Origin of the sequence: Ignatzschineria rhizosphaerae (assembly GCF_022655595.1) — a bacterium.
Taxonomy (GTDB): Bacteria; Pseudomonadota; Gammaproteobacteria; order Cardiobacteriales; family Wohlfahrtiimonadaceae; genus Ignatzschineria; species Ignatzschineria rhizosphaerae.
This window is the reverse complement of the sequence record NZ_CP093379.1, coordinates 2,931,018-2,950,190: the sequence shown is the minus strand read 5'-3', so window position 1 is coordinate 2,950,190 and position 19,173 is coordinate 2,931,018. Positions and strand designations below refer to the sequence as shown.

Annotated in this window: 21 protein-coding genes; 2 read left to right on the top strand and 19 right to left on the bottom strand. The window is 39.4% G+C overall.

What is annotated here, in order from left to right:
* Positions 1–27: 27 nt before the first annotated feature.
* The 16 genes from rpmF to uvrC form a co-directional block, all read right to left on the bottom strand.
* Positions 28–222, bottom strand: coding sequence for a 50S ribosomal protein L32 (rpmF, locus tag MMG00_RS13575; protein WP_026878149.1), 195 nt, complete (start codon positions 220–222; stop codon positions 28–30).
* Between the two features lie 66 nt (positions 223–288).
* Positions 289–798 carry a YceD family protein gene (locus tag MMG00_RS13570; RefSeq protein WP_242149294.1) on the bottom strand — a complete coding sequence of 170 codons (510 nt, stop codon included), beginning with the start codon at positions 796–798 and terminating at the stop codon, positions 289–291.
* 72 nt (positions 799–870) lie between these two features.
* A complete protein-coding gene (gene moaC, locus MMG00_RS13565; protein ID WP_242149290.1) occupies positions 871–1,350 on the bottom strand; it encodes a cyclic pyranopterin monophosphate synthase MoaC in 480 nt (159 codons plus the stop codon).
* Between the two features lie 10 nt (positions 1,351–1,360).
* Positions 1,361–1,807 carry a YcgN family cysteine cluster protein gene (locus MMG00_RS13560; RefSeq protein ID WP_242153501.1) on the bottom strand — a complete coding sequence of 149 codons (447 nt, stop codon included), beginning with the start codon at positions 1,805–1,807 and terminating at the stop codon, positions 1,361–1,363.
* A 130-nt stretch (positions 1,808–1,937) separates the two neighbouring features.
* The gene (locus MMG00_RS13555; RefSeq protein WP_242149286.1) at positions 1,938–2,990 is read right to left on the bottom strand and encodes a YihY/virulence factor BrkB family protein; all 1,053 of its coding nucleotides are present in this window, start codon (positions 2,988–2,990) and stop codon (positions 1,938–1,940) included.
* A 47-nt stretch (positions 2,991–3,037) separates the two neighbouring features.
* A complete protein-coding gene (locus tag MMG00_RS13550) occupies positions 3,038–3,448 on the bottom strand; it encodes an HIT domain-containing protein (RefSeq protein WP_242149283.1) in 411 nt (136 codons plus the stop codon).
* A gap of 132 nt (positions 3,449–3,580) precedes the next feature.
* Positions 3,581–3,862, bottom strand: coding sequence for a cell division protein ZapA (locus MMG00_RS13545; RefSeq protein WP_242149279.1), 282 nt, complete (start codon positions 3,860–3,862; stop codon positions 3,581–3,583).
* Between the two features lie 10 nt (positions 3,863–3,872).
* A complete protein-coding gene (locus tag MMG00_RS13540) occupies positions 3,873–4,124 on the bottom strand; it encodes a hypothetical protein (protein ID WP_242149275.1) in 252 nt (83 codons plus the stop codon).
* Positions 4,125–4,140: 16 nt separating this feature from the next.
* A complete protein-coding gene (locus tag MMG00_RS13535) occupies positions 4,141–5,352 on the bottom strand; it encodes a UbiH/UbiF/VisC/COQ6 family ubiquinone biosynthesis hydroxylase (RefSeq protein WP_242149272.1) in 1,212 nt (403 codons plus the stop codon).
* 46 nt (positions 5,353–5,398) lie between these two features.
* Entirely contained in the window at positions 5,399–6,580 is a 1,182-nt protein-coding gene (locus MMG00_RS13530) for an FAD-dependent monooxygenase (protein WP_242149268.1), read from the bottom strand.
* A gap of 98 nt (positions 6,581–6,678) precedes the next feature.
* On the bottom strand, positions 6,679–7,443 hold the full coding sequence (gene map / locus MMG00_RS13525) for a type I methionyl aminopeptidase (RefSeq protein WP_242149265.1): 765 nt from the start codon (positions 7,441–7,443) through the stop codon (positions 6,679–6,681).
* Between the two features lie 107 nt (positions 7,444–7,550).
* Positions 7,551–8,117, bottom strand: a complete 567-nt coding sequence (gene dcd, locus MMG00_RS13520; RefSeq protein WP_242149262.1) for a dCTP deaminase — start codon at positions 8,115–8,117, stop codon at positions 7,551–7,553.
* A 169-nt stretch (positions 8,118–8,286) separates the two neighbouring features.
* Positions 8,287–9,393, bottom strand: coding sequence for an iron-sulfur cluster carrier protein ApbC (gene apbC, locus MMG00_RS13515; RefSeq protein ID WP_242149258.1), 1,107 nt, complete (start codon positions 9,391–9,393; stop codon positions 8,287–8,289).
* A 753-nt stretch (positions 9,394–10,146) separates the two neighbouring features.
* On the bottom strand, positions 10,147–10,620 hold the full coding sequence (tsaE, locus tag MMG00_RS13510) for a tRNA (adenosine(37)-N6)-threonylcarbamoyltransferase complex ATPase subunit type 1 TsaE (protein WP_242149253.1): 474 nt from the start codon (positions 10,618–10,620) through the stop codon (positions 10,147–10,149).
* A gap of 1 nt (position 10,621) precedes the next feature.
* Complete coding sequence (locus tag MMG00_RS13505) at positions 10,622–12,016, bottom strand: MATE family efflux transporter (RefSeq protein ID WP_242149249.1); 1,395 nt, start codon at positions 12,014–12,016, stop codon at positions 10,622–10,624.
* A gap of 230 nt (positions 12,017–12,246) precedes the next feature.
* A complete protein-coding gene (gene uvrC, locus MMG00_RS13500) occupies positions 12,247–14,094 on the bottom strand; it encodes an excinuclease ABC subunit UvrC (protein WP_242149245.1) in 1,848 nt (615 codons plus the stop codon).
* Between the two features lie 160 nt (positions 14,095–14,254).
* Here uvrC and MMG00_RS13495 point away from each other — a divergent pair, with 160 nt between their 5' ends.
* The gene (locus tag MMG00_RS13495) at positions 14,255–14,677 is read left to right on the top strand and encodes an ACT domain-containing protein (RefSeq protein ID WP_242149242.1); all 423 of its coding nucleotides are present in this window, start codon (positions 14,255–14,257) and stop codon (positions 14,675–14,677) included.
* 122 nt (positions 14,678–14,799) lie between these two features.
* Here MMG00_RS13495 and MMG00_RS13490 read toward each other — a convergent pair whose 3' ends face one another.
* The 3 genes from MMG00_RS13490 to MMG00_RS13480 all read right to left on the bottom strand — a co-directional run bounded on the left by MMG00_RS13490 (position 14,800) and on the right by MMG00_RS13480 (position 18,106).
* Positions 14,800–16,578, bottom strand: coding sequence for an N-acetylglutaminylglutamine amidotransferase (locus MMG00_RS13490; protein ID WP_242149238.1), 1,779 nt, complete (start codon positions 16,576–16,578; stop codon positions 14,800–14,802).
* 142 nt (positions 16,579–16,720) lie between these two features.
* Positions 16,721–17,038: a HesB/IscA family protein gene (locus MMG00_RS13485; RefSeq protein ID WP_242149235.1), complete on the bottom strand. Its 318-nt coding sequence runs from the start codon at positions 17,036–17,038 to the stop codon at positions 16,721–16,723.
* Between the two features lie 312 nt (positions 17,039–17,350).
* Positions 17,351–18,106: a methyltransferase domain-containing protein gene (locus MMG00_RS13480; RefSeq protein ID WP_242149232.1), complete on the bottom strand. Its 756-nt coding sequence runs from the start codon at positions 18,104–18,106 to the stop codon at positions 17,351–17,353.
* A 341-nt stretch (positions 18,107–18,447) separates the two neighbouring features.
* Between MMG00_RS13480 and tenA the strand changes: the two genes are divergently transcribed.
* Complete coding sequence (gene tenA / locus MMG00_RS13475; RefSeq protein ID WP_242149227.1) at positions 18,448–19,131, top strand: thiaminase II; 684 nt, start codon at positions 18,448–18,450, stop codon at positions 19,129–19,131.
* Positions 19,132–19,173: the final 42 nt, after the last annotated feature.

Genomic DNA, 19,173 nt, shown 5'->3' with positions numbered 1-19,173 from the left:
ATTGTCTATCGATCCTAAATATAAGGATTATTCTTGATCGATAACTTGTTCATTTTTAGTGATCACTTTACGACCACGATAGTATCCGTCTGCAGTAACATGGTGACGTAAATGTGTTTCACCAGATGTTTTATCAATACTTACAGGACGCGCAGTTAAAAAATCATGCGCACGACGCATTCCTCTTTTTGAACGAGTTACCTTCGATTTTTGTACAGCCATTTTAACAACTCCTAAATTACACTATATTTTAGTGATAGAAACTTTCAAGTGATAGAAACTACTATCTTAATCCAATAGATCTGTCAGAACCGCAAAAGGATTTTTCTTTTCCTCTTCTTCTGGCATTTCTTGATTCTTTAAAAACTCTCGTCCTTCGCACGGCTCATCATCTGCATGATAAGGGATAATCGGCAAAGCCATCAACAGTTCATCTTCTAGATGATAAAGAAAGTCAATAGGATCAACTTCCTCAATCACGATGACGTCTGTATCATCACCAATAAGCTCTGCTTCATATTCACTTTTGACCGGAACCCATCGAAAATCGACGTTAAGGTCAACAGCAAATGGTTCAAGACAACGCTGACACTCAACACTGACGTTCACAGACGCATGGCCCATAACGCTTTTATGTTGATTTTCATCAAGACCTGCCTTAAATGACAAAACAATATCACCATTAACCTTCTCAACTGCTTCTTCTAAACGAGGAAAGAGTTTTGCGGGTAACTGATCATTCTCTATTAAATAGCGTTGATCAATGGCTTGCCATATGGATAATGTAGAGTAATTCAAAGAACACCATCAATTCTAATAAAAGAGGGATATATTAATCTATTGCACAATTTTTTGCAATAAATCCGTTTATTAACGGACAAAATCACCACTTTTCCCACCCTTTTTTTGTAAAAGTGAGATATCAGTAATTTCCATCCGTTTATCAATTGCCTTTAACATATCATATATTGTCAGTAACGCAACTGATGTTGCGGTTAAAGCTTCCATCTCAACGCCTGTCACTCCATTTGTTGCCACTTCCGTTTCAACAATAACTGCCGACTCTTCAGGAAGTAATTTAAACTCAACATTTACCTTCGTTAAAGGAAGCGGATGACAAAGCGGGATTAAATCTGCTGTTTTTTTTGCACCTTGAATTGCAGCAATACGAGCAACCCCAAGAACATTCCCTTTAGAGACCTTCTCTTCAACTAATGCGTGAAAAGCGGCCTTATTCATCGTAATCATCCCTGTTGTAATAGCGGTACGCTTTGTTACAGGCTTATCACTGACATCTACCATATGCGCATCACCCGATGCATTTAAATGTGTTAACTGATTTTGTCCCATCTCTACCTCACTATAGATCGGCTAATACTTCGACAATATAATCTTCTAGATCAAGATCATCGCTCATATCACTCTCGGCAATGAGCGAGACACCTTTTAATAACCCATTTTTACGTACCTTTGACCTGTCTTTTGAAATTAAGTAATGCCAAGAAGGTAAGGACTTATTTTCAAACCGTAATCGATAAGCACAAGTTTTAGGAAGCCAAGGAAAAGTGTCAATATCCTCGATAGAGAGTTCAATACACTCTGGTACATATTGATGCCGTGTTAGGTAGTGCTTACATTGGCAACTCTTTAAGTCTAAAAGATTACACGCAACATTGGTGTAAAGAATCTCACCGCTCTCTTCATCTTCTAATTTATTAATACAACATAAACCACAACCATCACAGAGCGCTTCCCATTCTAGCTTTGTTAACTGAGCTAGTGGCAACTCCCAAAAATTTTCTCGCATCATACGCTTTTAATATTCATCTACTAAGATGAAACCATCTCACTCCACAAATTAGTCTGATAAAACAACATCTTTATCGCAATGCTTCACCTACTGATACTAATACCGATACCGATCATTAGAAAGGCCGCTATTTACTATCTTTCCTTACAGGTAGCGCCTCTGTATTTTCTTCTTGATTATCAATAATAGGAATGACTCGCTCGCTTTTAAAATTTTTCACATACCACTCTTGCCGATCTAAATCTTTCGCCTCTAAACAGAGCGTAATCTCAACCTGACTGGGCTTTTCTTGACATTCATCATCATGGGCGATTTTTTCTCTAAATTGAAGATAATAGGCAATCTGACTTCCCACTAAAATAATGAGCCATGATAAATACATCCACATAATAAAGAGCACAACACTTGCAAACCCAGAATAGATCTGCGACTGCTTTCCTGAGAGAACCACAAATTGGGTAAAGAGTTTTCCAACAAAATACCAAGTATTAGAGGCAAAAAAAGCACCAATCAATGCCGGAAGCAAATTAACTTTACGGTAGGTAATAAAAAGGTAAGCAAGCCAAACGACAAATGTCACAATACTAATTGTAAACGCTTGCCCTAATAAAAAATTAATAAATGGATTCGTGACATAGCCACTAACACGAAGCACTATCGAGCTTGATAAAAAAGAGAAGGCGATAAAAGCAAAAATGGGTCCAATTAAAATCACAATCACATAAGAGAGTAATCTTTCACGAAGCGGGCGCCCTTTCTCCACTCTCCAAATGCGGTTAAAAGCAGATTCAACTGTCGTCATCAAGTTAATTGCCGTATAGAGCAAGACCACAAATCCAACTCCCCCCAGAATCACTCCGCGGGTATTTTCTACAAAACCAATTAAGACATTGACGAAGTCATTGGCATTTTTTTCCCCTAAAAACTCTAAGCCATTTCGAAGAAGTGGCTCTAACTCATTGTGTACACCAAAGCCTGCTAAAATAGAGAAGGTAATGGCAAGTAAGGGGACGATCGAGAGCATTGTTGTATAAGTTAAAGCTTGCGCACGCTCTTTAAAGTTTGCCGCTTGATATTGCACAACAATGCGATAGATAAATTGAAGAACCCTACGTCCTAATAAGAAAGAACCTGTCTCAGACCAGAGCCAGGTTTCTAATTTTTCAATGATTGATTTCATAGATCTATTTCATATTCAAAGGCATAATCATCGTTAGATAAAGCAACCTATACTAACTTATCAAATGCATCTTTAATCAAGGTAATACGGCGCTCTAAAGCATCAGCACCATATTGAGTACTTAGTTCAAAGTATCCCCAAACTGGATTTGGCCATGCTAGATCTGTCTCATAACGAGCAATCACGTGAACGTGTAGCTGTCTAACAATATTTCCTAACGCTCCGATATTTAACTTATCTGCGTCAAAGGAATCTTGCATCACTTTTGAGGCCATTCGCAGCTCTTTTAATAACTGCTCTTGGTCCTCTATCGAAAGATCTGTAATTTCCTCAATATTATCGCGCTTTGGAACTAATAAAATCCAAGGAAAACGCGCTTCATTTTGAATTCGCACTTCACAAAGTGGGAGATCTGTCACCAAGCGGCTATTTTTAGCTAACTCTTCATTTAAAGTCATGTCTATCCTCTTCTCTTATTTGTTATATTTAGATCGGCTATAACCCAACATCTATTTATTCGATGATTAATATTGATTATCTAATGCTTATCGATAATTTGCAAAATTGATCTACATTTACCAATAACATTCTTAATACTCATCAACCTTTTTACTTAAAGCTAATAACTGCTCTTTTAATTTAAACTCCGTGAGCTCAATGCCCTTTTCCGCACGAACAAGCTCACTCGCCAAGATAATCCCAGCCATCACCGCTGCTTTCTCAAGCGACAATCGACCTTTTTCTCGAAGTTTAGCAATCTCTTTATCAAGACGAAGTGCAGATTCCTTCAATACCTCTTCTTCTGATTTTGGTGTACTAATAGGATACTCTTCATTAGCAATTTTAACTGAAACAACGACGTTTTCTGACATTTAATCACTCCTACATATTTTGTTTCATTGATTCTACACGAGAGATCAACTTATTGAGTTTTTCTGATAATAGCGCATTATCCGCAGCTAAACGTCCATTTTCCTGTTCTGAGTTTTGTCGATAAGCACCAAAATCTCCCTGTAGCGCTTCATACTTCTCTTCAGACTCTGTCAATGCAGCTGTTAAGCGATTTTTTTCTTCACCAAGCGCTACGATTTTTCTCTCGAGCGCCTCAAAGGCTGTTTGTAATGTTTCTGACACGATTTTCTTACCTTTTTTAGGGTTTTACAAAACTTGGAATATCACCATAATATCCCATTGCCATTCTTGCGAGCTTTCTTTTCACAAATGGAAGCTTGTTTGCAGCCGACAATCCAAGGTTTCTCGCACCTTTTACTACCTTAGATTGACTAGTTGAGCTTCTCTTAAAGAGATCCATCGATCCCATAATTAACATATTATGGACTTTTCGACGTTTTTCATAGCGTTTTAACATTGTTAAATCACCTAAAGAGATTCCTGCCTTTTTTGCATTGATTAATTCTTCAACAAGGGTCGCGGAATCTAAATAACCAATATTCACCCCAAGTCCAGCAAGTGGATGAATAGAATGCGCAGCATCACCAGCAAGCGCAAAATTTTCTCGGACATAAGTTTGCGCATGATTTAATCGAAGAGGATATGCGCCTAGCTCTCCAGCAATCTCAATGCGCCCAAACTTCCATTGAAACCCTTCTGATAACCGATCTGAAAAAGCCTCAGGATCAAGTGCCAAAAGCTCATCTGCTTCTTCATAAGTCGTATGCCAGGCCAATGAACAACGTCCATCATTTAAGGGCAATAAAGCCAAAGGCCCATTATCTAAAAAACGTTGCCAGCAAGTATTATCATGACTTTTCTCAGGTCTTACTTGCCCTACTATTGTTTTTTGTCCATAACTCCAACCCGTTGTTGGAATATTTGCCCAGTCCCGTACCATTGAGCGCCCACCATCTGCCCCAATAATAAGCGCTGTCACATATTGATCTCCATTACTCAAAGTAACTTCAACATCTCCTGCAACCTTTTCAAATGACTCAAGCTTTGTATTGTCTAAAATCGTAATATTATCCAGCTTTAACGCTCTATCAATCAAGACTCCCTGAGTTGCTTCATTATCCATGATCCAACCAAGCGCATCTGAACCTGTGCCGGCAGCATCAAAGGTTAACTCCCCCATTCCCCCTTCATCCCATACATGCATATGTAAAAATGGAGTAATACGACCTGTATGTTGCAATCCATCCCAAGCATCAACATATTCTAGCCACTTTTTACTTGAAGGCGTAAATGCCGAAACGCGCAATCCATAATCATCTTGAGGGTAGAGTTTCTCTAAAGGATGAAACTCTATCACTAACACTTTAAACCCAGCTTTAGCAAGACCAATTGCGATACTTGAACCAACCAAGCCCGCTCCATTAATAATGACATCAAAACGATTACTCATATATTTCCTCTATCTGCACTGACGTTTAACCCCAAACAGCCCATGATTAATACCCCATCCCAAAGCGGGCAATACGTTTTTTTAACGGCTTAATAAAATTCACTCCCTTAAGGGCAAAATTACGTATCTGTGATGCACCCGGTAAATCTATGCCAAAACTTCTAACTAGGAAATCTGTTGCACCGACAACTTTTACCACATCTAAGCGTCTTTCACGCTGATAACGCTTTAAATCGTGAAGCGAGGGAATCGTATTGCCGGCAAAATAGGGTAATAACAATTCACAATCCCTAAACCCTAAATTTAAACCTTGCCCTGCAATAGGATGCAAGGAGTGCGCACTATTACCTATTAAGGTTAAACACGGTTTACAAACCTCTTTAGGCATCATTAGCGTCAAATCCCAAACATGCCTCGTAGATACCCACTCGATTTCGCCCAAATCATAACCGATACGATAAATAACCTCATTAGAAAAAGTCGCATCAGATGCCTTTTTCCACTTCTCTTTTTCTGTACGATCTGCAATAAGTACCACCGCCATTTCATGACTACCCACCGGCAATAAAGCAAGCGGACCATCACTTGTAAAACGCTCATAAGCCATATTATGATGCGGATTCGTAAAACGGGCTCTCGCAATCACCGCGACCTGATCATAATCACTATGATAAGACTCTATTCCAGAGAGCATTCGTAAATGGGAATGCATCCCTTCAGCAGCAACAATCCAATCAAAAACTTCCATTTGCTTTTTACCATCACTTACTAAAGTGCAATGCGCAGTAGATTGATGGTTTTCATCAAGATCATAATGCGTTAAACGCGTCTGATCGAGATAGGTCACATTGTCACAAGTATCAATTGCCTTTAACATCCCTAAAACAAGACGTCCTAAAGGTATTAATGCGCCAAAATCATGAAGATCATGCTCTGACGCATAAAGTTCTACTTTTGTAGCATATCCTTTTTCTGAAACCTGAACACTCTCAATCGGTGTGGCAAAAGGCTTTAACTCAGCCCAAATATCTATAGACTTCAAAAAAGAGACCGAGCGATGCGATAACGCAATCATTCTCGTATCCTCTTCTAATAGCTCAGCTGTTGGCCTTTCATGTTGATCAATAATCACAATCTTGTGAGTAGAATGCTTTAACCCCAACGCAAAAGAGAGCCCGATAGGCCCTGCTCCTGAAATTAAAATTCGTCTGTTATGATCTTGTACCATACAACTTCACCTATTTTATCTGAAACTTATTGTAACGATGACCGCAATAAACGGTTTGATATACCGCAAGTTCATGCGACTTCTTAAGTTATTATCACTTAGTTGGTCGGTAAACTTAAAATCTCATAACCCTCTTCGGTTACTAAAATGGCGTGTTCCCACTGCGCAGTTAGTGATCTATCGCGTGTTACTGCCGTCCAACCATCACCTAAAACTTTTACTGCAGACTTTCCTACATTAATCATCGGCTCAATTGTAAAAATCATACCTGGTTCCATAATCTCCGTCACCATTGGAGAATCATAATGGAGGACCTGTGGCGCTTCATGTAATGCAAGCCCGACACCATGACCACAAAAATCCTGCACAACTGAGTAATTATGCGCATGGGCATGTTTTTGAATGGCACGACCAATATTACGAAACGGTGCGCCCGGCTTCACTTCTTCAATACCGAGCATCATACATTCATATGTCACATCAACTAAACGCTGCGCAAGAATAGAAACTTCACCCACACAGAACATTTGGCTCGAATCCCCAAAGAAGCCATCTTTGGCAAGACAGATATCAATATTAACAATATCCCCTTCTTTCAACTTGCGATCCCCAGGAATACCATGACAAACAACATGATTTAAAGAGATACAGCTAGCGCCTGGAAATGGTGGTTGCCCATAGTTTAAACTGCCCGAGATTAAACCATCTTCAGTCATCCAACTATGGATAAGATCATCTAGCTCCTGCGTAGTTACTCCGGCTTTCACATGAGGTTTAATACGCTTTAAAAGATTTGCCACCGCTTGATTTGCTTTACGAATACCGTCGATTTGTGCGGGTGTTTTAATACTGATTTCTGACATACTAATCCTTTATAACAGCTCCAATACGATTAAGATTAACTTTGCTTGGCGATTTTGAAGATTCACTTAAAAAATTAAAGCGCTCTCAGCGCTTTAACCATTTAGCATTAAGTACGCGGAAGCGTCACACCAGTTTGCCCTTGATACTTTCCGCCTCGATCTTTATAAGAGACTTCACACTCTTTATCAGATTCCAAAAAGAGCATCTGCGCCACACCTTCACCGGCATAAATTTTTGCCGGAAGGTTTGTTGTATTGGAAAATTCTAATGTCACATGCCCTTCCCATTCAGGTTCAAGCGGCGTGACATTCACAATAATCCCACAACGTGCATAGGTTGACTTACCAAGGCAAATCGTTAAAACGCTACGTGGGATACGAAAATATTCAACAGTACGAGCAAGTGCAAATGAGTTTGGTGGAATAATACAAACATCAGAAACAACATCCACAAAACTATTTTCATCAAAGTTTTTAGGATCGACAATACTTGAATTAATATTGGTGAAGATCTTAAACTCATTACTACAACGTACATCATAGCCATAGCTCGATGTTCCGTAGCTAATAATGCGACCTTTTTCATTTTCTCTGACTTGCCCAGGTTCAAATGGCTCAATCATGCCATGTTTTTCTGCCTGTTCACGAATCCAGTGGTCTGCTTTAATTGACATACATTTTCCTTTCCCTAACTAACACTTGTTAATACTGTTAAACAGTAGCGCTCACACTATTTTTACGTGAGATGTGAGCGCCATTAATATTATTAGCTTTCTTTTGAGATTTCACGCAACCTCGATGAGGCTTGACTCATCTTGCAACATCCTTGTTATCACTTGCAGCTTATTTAAGCTCTGAACCTTGTGATTGCTGTACGACAACTTTAGGGAAACCCGCCATTTTATCTCGTTCACGAAGAGAAAGTACTGCGGCTGTTTTAATCGCAATTTCTTGATAAAGCTTTGCTAAAGGATCTGAAGTTGTAGCTGTAGGCTTCCCACTATCAGCTTCTTCGCGGATCTTTTTATTAAGCGGCATACGGCCTAAAAGCGTATGACCTTCATTTTCTGCAAGCGCCTTACCCCCATCACTACCAAAAATCGCCTCTTCATGTCCACAATTTGAACAGATGTGATAACTCATATTTTCGACAATCCCAAGAATGGTGATACCCACCTTCTCAAACATCGTAATTCCCTTACGCGCATCAAGTAGTGCAATATCTTGCGGTGTTGTCACAATGACACTTCCGGCAACCGGCACTTGCTGTGCTAATGTTAGTTGAATATCCCCTGTTCCTGGCGGCATATCTACAATCAGATAATCAAGCTCTTTCCAGTTAGTCTCTTTTAGCATCTGTGCGAGCGCTGAAACTGCCATTGGCGCACGCCAAATTGCCGCATCACGATCTGCAATTAAATATCCAATTGAGTTTGTTTGAAGCCCTTGAGATATCACCGGCTCCATAGATTTTCCATCTAAGGATTTTGGCTTTTCGTGGCTATTGAGCATCGTTGGCAAGCTTGGACCATAAATATCCGCATCCAAAACGCCCACCTTAGCGCCTTCATTTAAGAGTGATAATGCAAGGTTTACCGAAGTTGTTGATTTTCCAACGCCACCTTTACCTGATGCTACGGCAATAATATTTTTAACATTTGGAAGCGCGTGTAGTTGACCTTGAACTTTGTGAGCGACAATCTTTGTACTCACACTGACTTCAACTGTCTGCCCTGTTTTTTCTGCTATTAATTTTTCTAACGTATTTTTAATCTCGACACTATGCGCTTTAGCATAGAAGCCTAAGACAATATCGACTTTAATCTGCGGTGATGAACCTTCGCTGATTTCAACTGATTTAACACATCCTGCCGACACTAGATCTGTTTCTAAGAACGGATCGGTTTGCGTTTTAATAATATCTTCAATCATCTCTTTTGTTACTTTCATAGGCTCATCCTCGCTAGAACAGATTTTTGATGTCCTCTATTCTAACACTGCTAGCGAAATAAATTAACCTTGTAAACACAAACCCGTAAAATTAACTCAAGTTCTCATAAATAAGGCATTTTAACCATTTTTATCGCGCTTTCTAAGTCAAGTTATTGTGAAGTTTTTGAAAGTGCTCCGCAGTACTTTTAGGTTCAGATAAAAAAGCACCTATCTCAAATATAGATGGTGCTAATTTTATCGTCGATTCGCTTTATAATCGATTCGGTTTAAGAAAAACTACCTTAAACGTAAAATAGGACAGCGTATGAATCAAATCAGCTTGCACGCTGCCGGATAGAACGATTCTTGCGCTTCTTATAACCGATGTGCTGGCAATCTGATTCAGCCACTTTCAAACCAATTTCACTATAAAAACACTTTTTAAAAACAAAATAGGGAAGCGGAGACATCAAACCAACTTGCAAGATATCAGATATAGCTATTACGCATTAAATTCCGATACGAGCCGAAAAAGACTTAAAACTGCTGGCACGTAATTTCAAAAAACATGCAAGCATTCGACCCAGCTGCTCATCAACCTATTTTAGGAGGATAACTAACTAATAAATTTTAACCTCTGATTTTATTTGGAAATCACTATAAAACACACTTTCACTTTCCATAACCAATGTACGGGCGATCTCCCTCCGTGACTTTTAAACCAATTTTACTAAAATGCGATCAAGAAAGCGTTAACGCTTAATCATCCCTTTAAAGATCAGCCTGAACATCTGCTAACAACGCATCACCCACAGCACTTTGAGAGATAACGTTTACGGTTAGAGCTTCGCCCTCCCGCTCAAGCTTTAGCTCGATATCAGCACTAGGTAATACTCCCTCCCCTTTTTCTGGCCATTCAATCAACCAGATCCCTGCCTCTTCCAATAAACCTAAATCAAATAGCTCAATGGGCGAAGATAAACGGTAAAGATCAGCATGTAAAATGGTACGGTCATCAAGCTCATAGGGCTCAATTAACGTATAAGTTGGGCTTTTAATTGCCCCTTTAACACCAAAGGCTTGAATAAAGTAGCGAGAAAAAGTTGTTTTCCCTGCGCCAAGATTACCTTCTAAATAGATCTTACAATCTTGTAAGTTTGCCTTCATTATCCACTTAGCAAGCGTCCTTGCAAATAGCGCTGTCTCTTCTTCGCTTTTTAAAATTCGATCAAACTTTACCGTCATTTTAAACTCCTAAAACTTCCGTCTCTTGCACAGCCTTCGCAACTGGTAATCTGCGAGAAAGAATTGCCAAACGAATATTTAAGAAGATCGCCGCAAACAAGATTCCCACAATTAAACCAATCCAAACGCCAGCAGCTTCCATCTCTTTTACCACACCTAAATAATAACAAAGCGGGAAAGCAATCAACCAATAAGAGGCTATCCCCAGCAACATCGGCGTTTTTGTATCTTTCATTCCACGAAGTACTCCATTAGCCGCAATTTGTAAACCATCTGGCAATTGGAAGAAAATTGAATAGATAATCAATGCCGCACTCATATGCACAATCTCTGGGTTACTATTATAAAGCTGTGGAATATGATAACGCGCACCAAAGAGGATTAAACTTGTCACAACCATCAATCCAATCACAACAACAATTCCCATTCGGCTAACACGAAGCACGCTCGCATAATCCATACGCCCCATTCGATGCCCCGTCATTGCCGTCAGTGCCATCGCTAAACTCACGGGGATCATAAAGGTTAATGAAGTAATAGAGAGTGATATCTGATGGCTTGCCACCACATTTGTTCCAAATTGCCCTAGGATAAGCCCGGCAGCTGAAAAAATTGCCACTTCAGCAAAAAGAGTCGCGCCGCTTGGAAGCCCAACCTTCACCATCTCTCTTAATCTTTCATCAGGCTTTTGAGGTCTACGAAATAGACGCAAACTCTTTAAACGAGGATCAATAAAGGTAAAAAGGATCAAAAGTAATAACATAATCCAAAATGTTAATCCCGTTCCCACTCCTGAACCAACAATCCCAAAACTAGGGATTCCTAATGGCTCATATCCGTTCACTAATACATAGTTCAACACGGCATTTACAACAAAACCAATGCCGCAAACAATCGTAATAATAATGGGACGAGCAACACCATCACACACTGCACGAAGACTATTAAATACCAAAATTGCCGGCGCACCAATACTTAACGCCCTTAAATAAGAGACAGATCCTGGAATTAACGTTTCATCAACACGAATCAAGCGCAGTAATGTTTCTGAAAAGAAATTCATAATCAGAACCACAAGCAGTATTAAAACGGTGGAAATCAGCAATCCATTATGCCAAATTTTTGCCACCTCAAGCGTTTTACCACGACCAAATTCATGTGCGCTAAATATCGCAACACTCATTAAAACCCCTGTACTACAAAGTAGTAGAGGATTCCAAACCATTACGCCTAACCCTACCGATGCTTGCACAGAATCATTAAAATGTCCTGTAATTGCAATATCCACAGCCCCCATTCCCACTAAAAACCATTGGGTAATGAGGATTGGCATCATTAAGCTGAGTAATGTTTTAAACTCATCTTTTTGAAAACGAAAACGTTCAAAAATTTTCATTCCCGATACTCCTTCTAATATTTCATTTAAATCTCTTAAAATTTCTCAATTCAGCCAGTAATTTCCGCTAAATCACCCATTTCCTCAGAGATTAAGAAGCCGGCATTTTACCCTAATTCACCCAAATCTTTACCATATTTCTTTTAAATAATGACAAATAAATACTAAAGGGCAATTCACGCATCATTACCGAGTCCAAAATAGAGAGATATCTATCGCTAAAAATACGATTAATTAATATCTCGTAATCCTTGATAAACAACTTCTGCTAATTTCTGGCTAATTCCTGGCACTTTAGCAATATCTGAAACGGCGGCATTTTTAAGAGATTCCAAACCACCAAAATGCGTTAAAAGTGCGGTACGCCGAGTCTCTCCAATTCCAGGAATATCCTCTAAAACAGATCGCCGACGCATTTTATCCCTTCTTGTTCGATGCCCTTCAATGGCAAACCGATGCGCTTCATCTCGAATTTGAGTCAATAGATGAAATGCCGGAGAGCTAGAATCTAAAGGAAGCGGCGCCTTATCTCGCATCCAAATAATATCCTTTCCTCGAACCTTCCCTTCCCCTTCAGAAATACTCATTAATGGCAAAGCGCTTAAACCGAGCGCATCTAAAACCTCAATAGCTACTTGCAATTGCCCCTTACCGCCATCGATCAACAATAGATCAGGAAAACCTTGCGGATCTTGCGCAGGATCCTTTCCCTTAAATCGCCTTGTTAACACTTGTCGCATCGCTTCATAATCATCACCGGCCGTGACGCCCTCAATATTGAAGCGGCGATAAAATTTTTTCGTAAACCCTTCAGGGGTATAGACAACATTAGACGCAACAGTGCGCTCCCCAAAACTATGAGAGATATCAAAGCACTCTATTCGCTGAATATTCTTCTCAAATCCTAAAATCGTATTAAGCGAAAAGAGACGATCTTCCACTTGCGCACGGCTGGCAAGCTTAATTTCTACAGAGTGCCGAGCATTGCTCTCCACAAGATTAAGCCATTGACGTTTTCGCCCCCTGATATTTTGGGGATATTGCAACTGCACTTGATAATCAACACTCTGCGACAGCGCTAACAACAACCAAGTCTCCTCTTCCTTCGATAGCTCCGTATTAATAATAATATTACGAGGAGGTTGGCGATGTTCACCATAATACTGCATTATAAATGCACTCATAATCTCTTCATTTGGTGTATCTTTAGGGACTTTGGGGAAATATGCCCGCGTTCCTAATACTCGCCCATCACGAATCATCATTACTTCTACATTCACAATCTCAGCTGAGGTATAGAGTGCATGAATATCTAAAGAGTCCCGATTCTCTTCCATCATATTCGAGCCTTGAATCTCTCGAATATATTGAATTTGATCTCGGATTTCTCCCGCCTTTTCAAATTGAAGATCCTGACTATAAAGTGTCATTTTCGCAATTAAAAGATCGACTAACTTTTGTGAATCTCCACGTAAAAAGAGCATCGCTTCATCCACTGTTTCTAAATACTCTTTACGGGAAATCTTATCAACACAAGGACCACTACAGCGCTGAATTTGATATTGCAGACAGGGTCTTGTTCGATGGCTAAAAAAACTATCTTCACACTCCCGAATACGGAATACTTTCGCCATCAGGTTTAATGTCTCCCTCACCGCACCTGATGAAGGAAAAGGACCAAACATTCGCCCCTTACGCTTTCTAGCCCCTCGGTAAAAACTAAAACGAGGAAATGGGTGATCTGAAACATAGATATAGGGATAGCTTTTATCATCAATTAATCTCACGTTATAGCGAGGTCGATACTCTTTAATTAGATTACTCTCTAATAATAGCGCTTCTCGTTCGGTCGTTGTGATAGTTGTTTCGATAGAAGCAATGTTTGCCACCAATGCTTGTGTCTTTGGCGGTAATTGTTTTGTTTTAAAATAACTGGATAATCGATTTTTTAAATTTTTAGCTTTACCCACGTAAATCACGTCATGGTTAATATCCCGCATCATATAGACGCCCGGCATTAAGGGTGCATGTTTCAAAAAATCATTGGCATCAAACTTTACACTATCTTGCTGAGTCATATATTATTATCATCGCTAAAAATTCATCTAAAACAGATGCTGACATTATATTAACGCCAGTTAGATGCCCATAATTTACCACAAAGCGGTGATTTAAGCGCCGTTCAATGGTATATTATCGCTAAAAATTTACAAATTATTATTAAAAGGACAATTGCCTATGTCTAAACCTTCTACCCTTCAAGAAGTTTTACAAAATCTTGATCCGGTGCTTTCTCAGCACACATTCGTTTACGTTGGAGTCACCAATCAATCATTACTAAAGGTCTTGGGCTATGACCCTGTAGCTTTCTATAAAGAAAAAGCAGGCATCACGCTTATCCTACGCAAGGATGAAGCCGATAATAACTTCCTCAATTATGATAATGAGTTTTGCAAAATTGATCTTAACGCCCCTTTTTACTTCGACTGCACCGGTTTAACTGCAATTGTTTCTAGTGCTCTAGCAAAAGCGGGGATCGCTATTCGCCCTATCCAAACTGCTTATAGTCGCTTTATTTTAGTTGAAAAAGAGGACGCTCATACCGCTCTTGAAATCCTTATTACCTTACAGAAAAAAATTCAAGGCTTTAGCGCGCATTAGCGACTTTTACCTATACCAAAAACCTCATAACAGCTCCACCTTAAAGCCAAAGCCCTTTTATAGCATCTTATCATCACCTTATGATCATAACGCTAACCATAAAAGAGCTGTTATTCGCCTATCTATAATCCTACCGATTGCAACCACAACTCGAGTAATGCCGCATGCCATAATTTCGAGCCTTGAATATTGGTAAAGCTTGATGGCGCCTCGGGATTTTTAAGAAGATCTTGAATATAAGCTTCATTAAAAATACCGCGAGAGCGAGATTTCTCGCTAGTTAATAGATCTTGCATCATCTCTAAAAACTCACCACGAACATACTTTAATGCCGGCATTGGAAAATATGCTTTTGGGCGATCAATAATAGAATCTGGCACGCGTCCTCTTGCGATATCTTTTAAGATACCTTTACCGTGATGCATCAGTTTATACTCTGGCGGCATTGCCATTGCTAACTCCACTAAACGCTGATCCATAAACGGCATTCTTGCCTCTAAAGCGTGCGCCATTGTCATATTATCCACCCGCTTTACCGGATCATCTACCACTAAACGCGTCACATCTAGGCGAAGTACTCGATCTAAAAAGGTTGTTGCCCCGCTTTTTGTAAGATGATCTCTAATAAAATCTCCGGCAACATCATGCGTATGGTATTTCGATGTAAAAGCTTGCAACCACTCTTCATGCGGTCTATCGAAATAATGTTCTGAAAAACGCTTTAGAGGATCTAACTCCTGACTCTCCACCATTTTGGGATACCAAAAATAGCCGGCAAAAACCTCATCAGCGCCCTGCCCGCTTTGCACCACAGATGTAATAGATTTCACCTTTTCTGAAAGTAGATAAAAGCCTATCGCATCTTGCCCAAAAAGTGGCTCACTCATATTGCGAATCGCTTCTGGTAAACGAGTTAGCGCCTCACTATTGGGAACTTCAAATTTATAATGATCCGTCTGATATTTATCGACAAATTGATCTGAATAGAAAAACTCTGATCCTTTCTCTTCAGGCTGATCTTCAAACCCTACAGAGAAAGTCTGAATATCCTTAAAACCCTCTTCAATCGCCAAAGCGGTAATCAAGGTTGAGTCTAATCCGCCAGAGAGAAGGACGCCAACTTTTTCATTAGCAAATCCCATCTCTTTCTTAATCGCAGATTTCAAAGAGCTCTCGATTATCTCTTTCCAAGTTTCATAATCGTCATCAGGATAATCTCTCGTTGCCGTCAACTCCCAATAACTTGTCTCTTTAGCAATACCATTATTTTTGATAACCATATAGCTACCGGGCTCAACTTTACGAATTCCTTTCAAAATCGTTAAAGGTGCCGGGACAACAGCATGAAGGGAATACATAAAATGGAGTGCTTCTGGGTCAATTGAAGTATCAATATCCTGACTTTGTAAAATACTCTGCGTATTTGACGCAAAATAGAAAGCATCATGCGCTTTACCAAAACTATAATAGAGCGGTTTTTTCCCAAAGCGATCACGTACTAATAGTAATGTTTCTGCCTGATCATCCCAGAGTGCAATTGCATAGGCACCATCAAGTCTTTCAACAAATTGATGCCCCCAGCAATGATAAGCCTTTGTTAAGACTTCTGCTTGGCTCTGCGTCAAAAACTGATAGCCCATTTCACGAAGCGTTTCTCGAAGCGCATCTTGATTGTAGATCGTGCCATTAGTGACGACCGAGATTCCAATCTTTTCATCTAAAAATGGCTCATCCCCATTGCTGATAGCCTGCAACTTAGTCTGAATGAGCCCCACCATTTTATGGCGAAAAACTGAAGTTCCATCAGGTCCACGTTTGATAATTGGCTCGGACATCTTCTGAAGTAGGGATTCATCAACTGCAGTTTGATTTAATTTTAAAACACCGGCAATTCCACTCATTTTATTCCACCTATTCGAACCAATTTGACTCACACAAAATCAATAATAAGTGCTGGAATAAATCACAACACTTATCTCGATCTTCATAAAACACTGATATTCACGCTTCTATCAGCTAACTGCTATTCTATTTTAATATCAATTAAAACATAAAACTTTCACCGCAACCACACTCCGCTTTTGCTTCTGGGTTTTGGAATTTGAACATCCGATTAATACCATCTTGAATGTAATCTAATGTGACGCTCTCAAGATAGGGTAATATCGATGCTTCTGCGACAATTTGTACAGGGCTCTCTTCAAGCACGACAACGCTATCATCGATCTTGTCACAAAAATCAATGTAGTACTTATATCCTGAGCAACCTGACTTTTGTAATGCGACTTTTATCGCCTCTGCATTACTCTCTGCTAAGTTTTTTGCAAGCTGCACTCTTGCAGCATCTGTAACCGTAAACATTCTGTCTTCTCCCTTCACAAGCGCTTCATCAAAGCGCGATTCCTTATATTTTCTACAAAGAATCAATATAGAACTAAATTAGTGCTATTTTACCTTAAATCTCCAATTTTGACGAGTTTATCTGAAAACTTCTATTCACATAGATATCTTATAATATATGAACTACTTAAACTTTAAAGAGTACATATAATAACTAGCCCTGCATAAAATCAGGTCTAAAATACACCATTTTACGGCACTTTTATCGTCAACCGCCTCAGCGTTATCGCACAATAAAAACGGTGGGCAAGCGGGATTTTTATTATGAATAACTTACCTTTTCGTTAAGTTGGAGATATCTACAAAGACCTCATTATTCTCACCTTGTAAGTTTTTAATATCTGACAATGAACCCTCGGCATAAATGATATCAAAGCCAATATCATAGAGATTATCACTATTTTTAAATCGCTCCGCATAACTGCGCCACTCTTCAAGCCACTCATAAGTCCGTAACCCTTTAAATGAAGAAAATGGCTTCCCGCCTACAATTCGGGCATCTTTTAGTAAGGTATCGAGCTTTTCATAAGTGAGGTTAATTTTTTCAATAAAGAGAACCGCATTTTTAAACCCTAATGCGTGTAGATAATCCCCTATATCTTCAATATCGGGAAACTCATTCATTAATGGCCCGCCAGGATAGGAGATATCAGCAAAACTACCTGTACCAATGGTTGTAAAAAAGAGCTTCCCTTGTGCATTTAAGCGAACCTGATAATCACGCACACGCTCTTCAAATTCCCAGACATCTTGCAGATAAAGGTTACTGATAATAAGATCAAAACGCAGCGTAGAATCTGTTAAAGATTCGATATTCTCCATGATTTTTGCATTAGGAAAGCGAGCCTGTAATAACTCAGAAAGATAATGATCAAACGCACCATCGACTAAAATCATCCCCGGCGTTAAATCTTCCTCTAAATATTCAACCATTCGACGAGCGATTTCATGATGCAAAAAGGCATGTCCGGCATAAAGTTCTGGATGATATTGTAATTTTCTGCGGCTTAAAGCTTTTTTTGTTGTCATAATTTTCTATCAATACTCTCTATCAAGGTACCAAAACTATCTGTCATCATTCTCATTAACAATTTGATCTCAAATAAGATAACGATTCCTGATGCTTTTCTCTTCTTAATTCTATCACTTTTAAGAGTCTTTCTACTATTTGACTGCGTAAAACCCTCATGATATTGATGATGCCTTCTATTAAGGAAGCGTTAAAGTTTAGAATAGTTTATCGAACTTAAAGCCCTTCTCTTTTCTAGATGCTTATTTATCTACCGCTTTCAGGCCATTTTTCTGTGCGAAATTGACGCACCAAAATTCTGAATCAACTTCTTGTCATTTTATTGGGAGAAATATTGACTATGACTCAAACATTTTGTGATCGCCTCTTTCAACGTGTTGCCCCTGTTTGGAATGCTTATTTAGAACATCCTTTTGTGAAAGGTATTGGAACTGGGACATTAGAACATGCAAAATTTCGCCACTATATGCGCCAAGATTATGTTTATCTTATTGAATATTCTCGCCTTTTCGCCATTGGCGCAGCAAAATCTGATGACTTAGAGACCATGACGCTTTTTGCCAATCTACTCTCTGGCACAATGAATTTTGAAATGGGTCTACACCGCACTTATGCTGCAAAGTTTGGGATATCTAATGAAGATTTAGAAAATACAGCACCTTCCTCAACAGTGACAGCTTACACAAGCTATATGCTCCAAGAAGCTTATAAAGGAGGCGTTGAGAATACTGCAGCTGCCGTTCTTGCATGTGCTTGGAGTTATAACTTTATTGGAAAAGAACTTGCAACATGGAAAGGCGCCCTTGACCATGAATTTTATGGTCCGTGGGTGCAAACCTACTCTGGTGATGAATTTTCAAAGCTTGCCAAAACCTGTATCGATCTTGTTAATCGATTAGCGCAAGGGATGCCGGAGCGTAAACTTAAAGAGATGGAAGAGATCTTTGTGAAAACCAGTTATTTTGAATATATGTTCTGGGATATGGCTGTTGAAGAATCCATGTGGCCTTGCAAGATGGTGTAATGATATCCCCTCTTTTATAACAAAGAAGCAGACAGTAAAAAG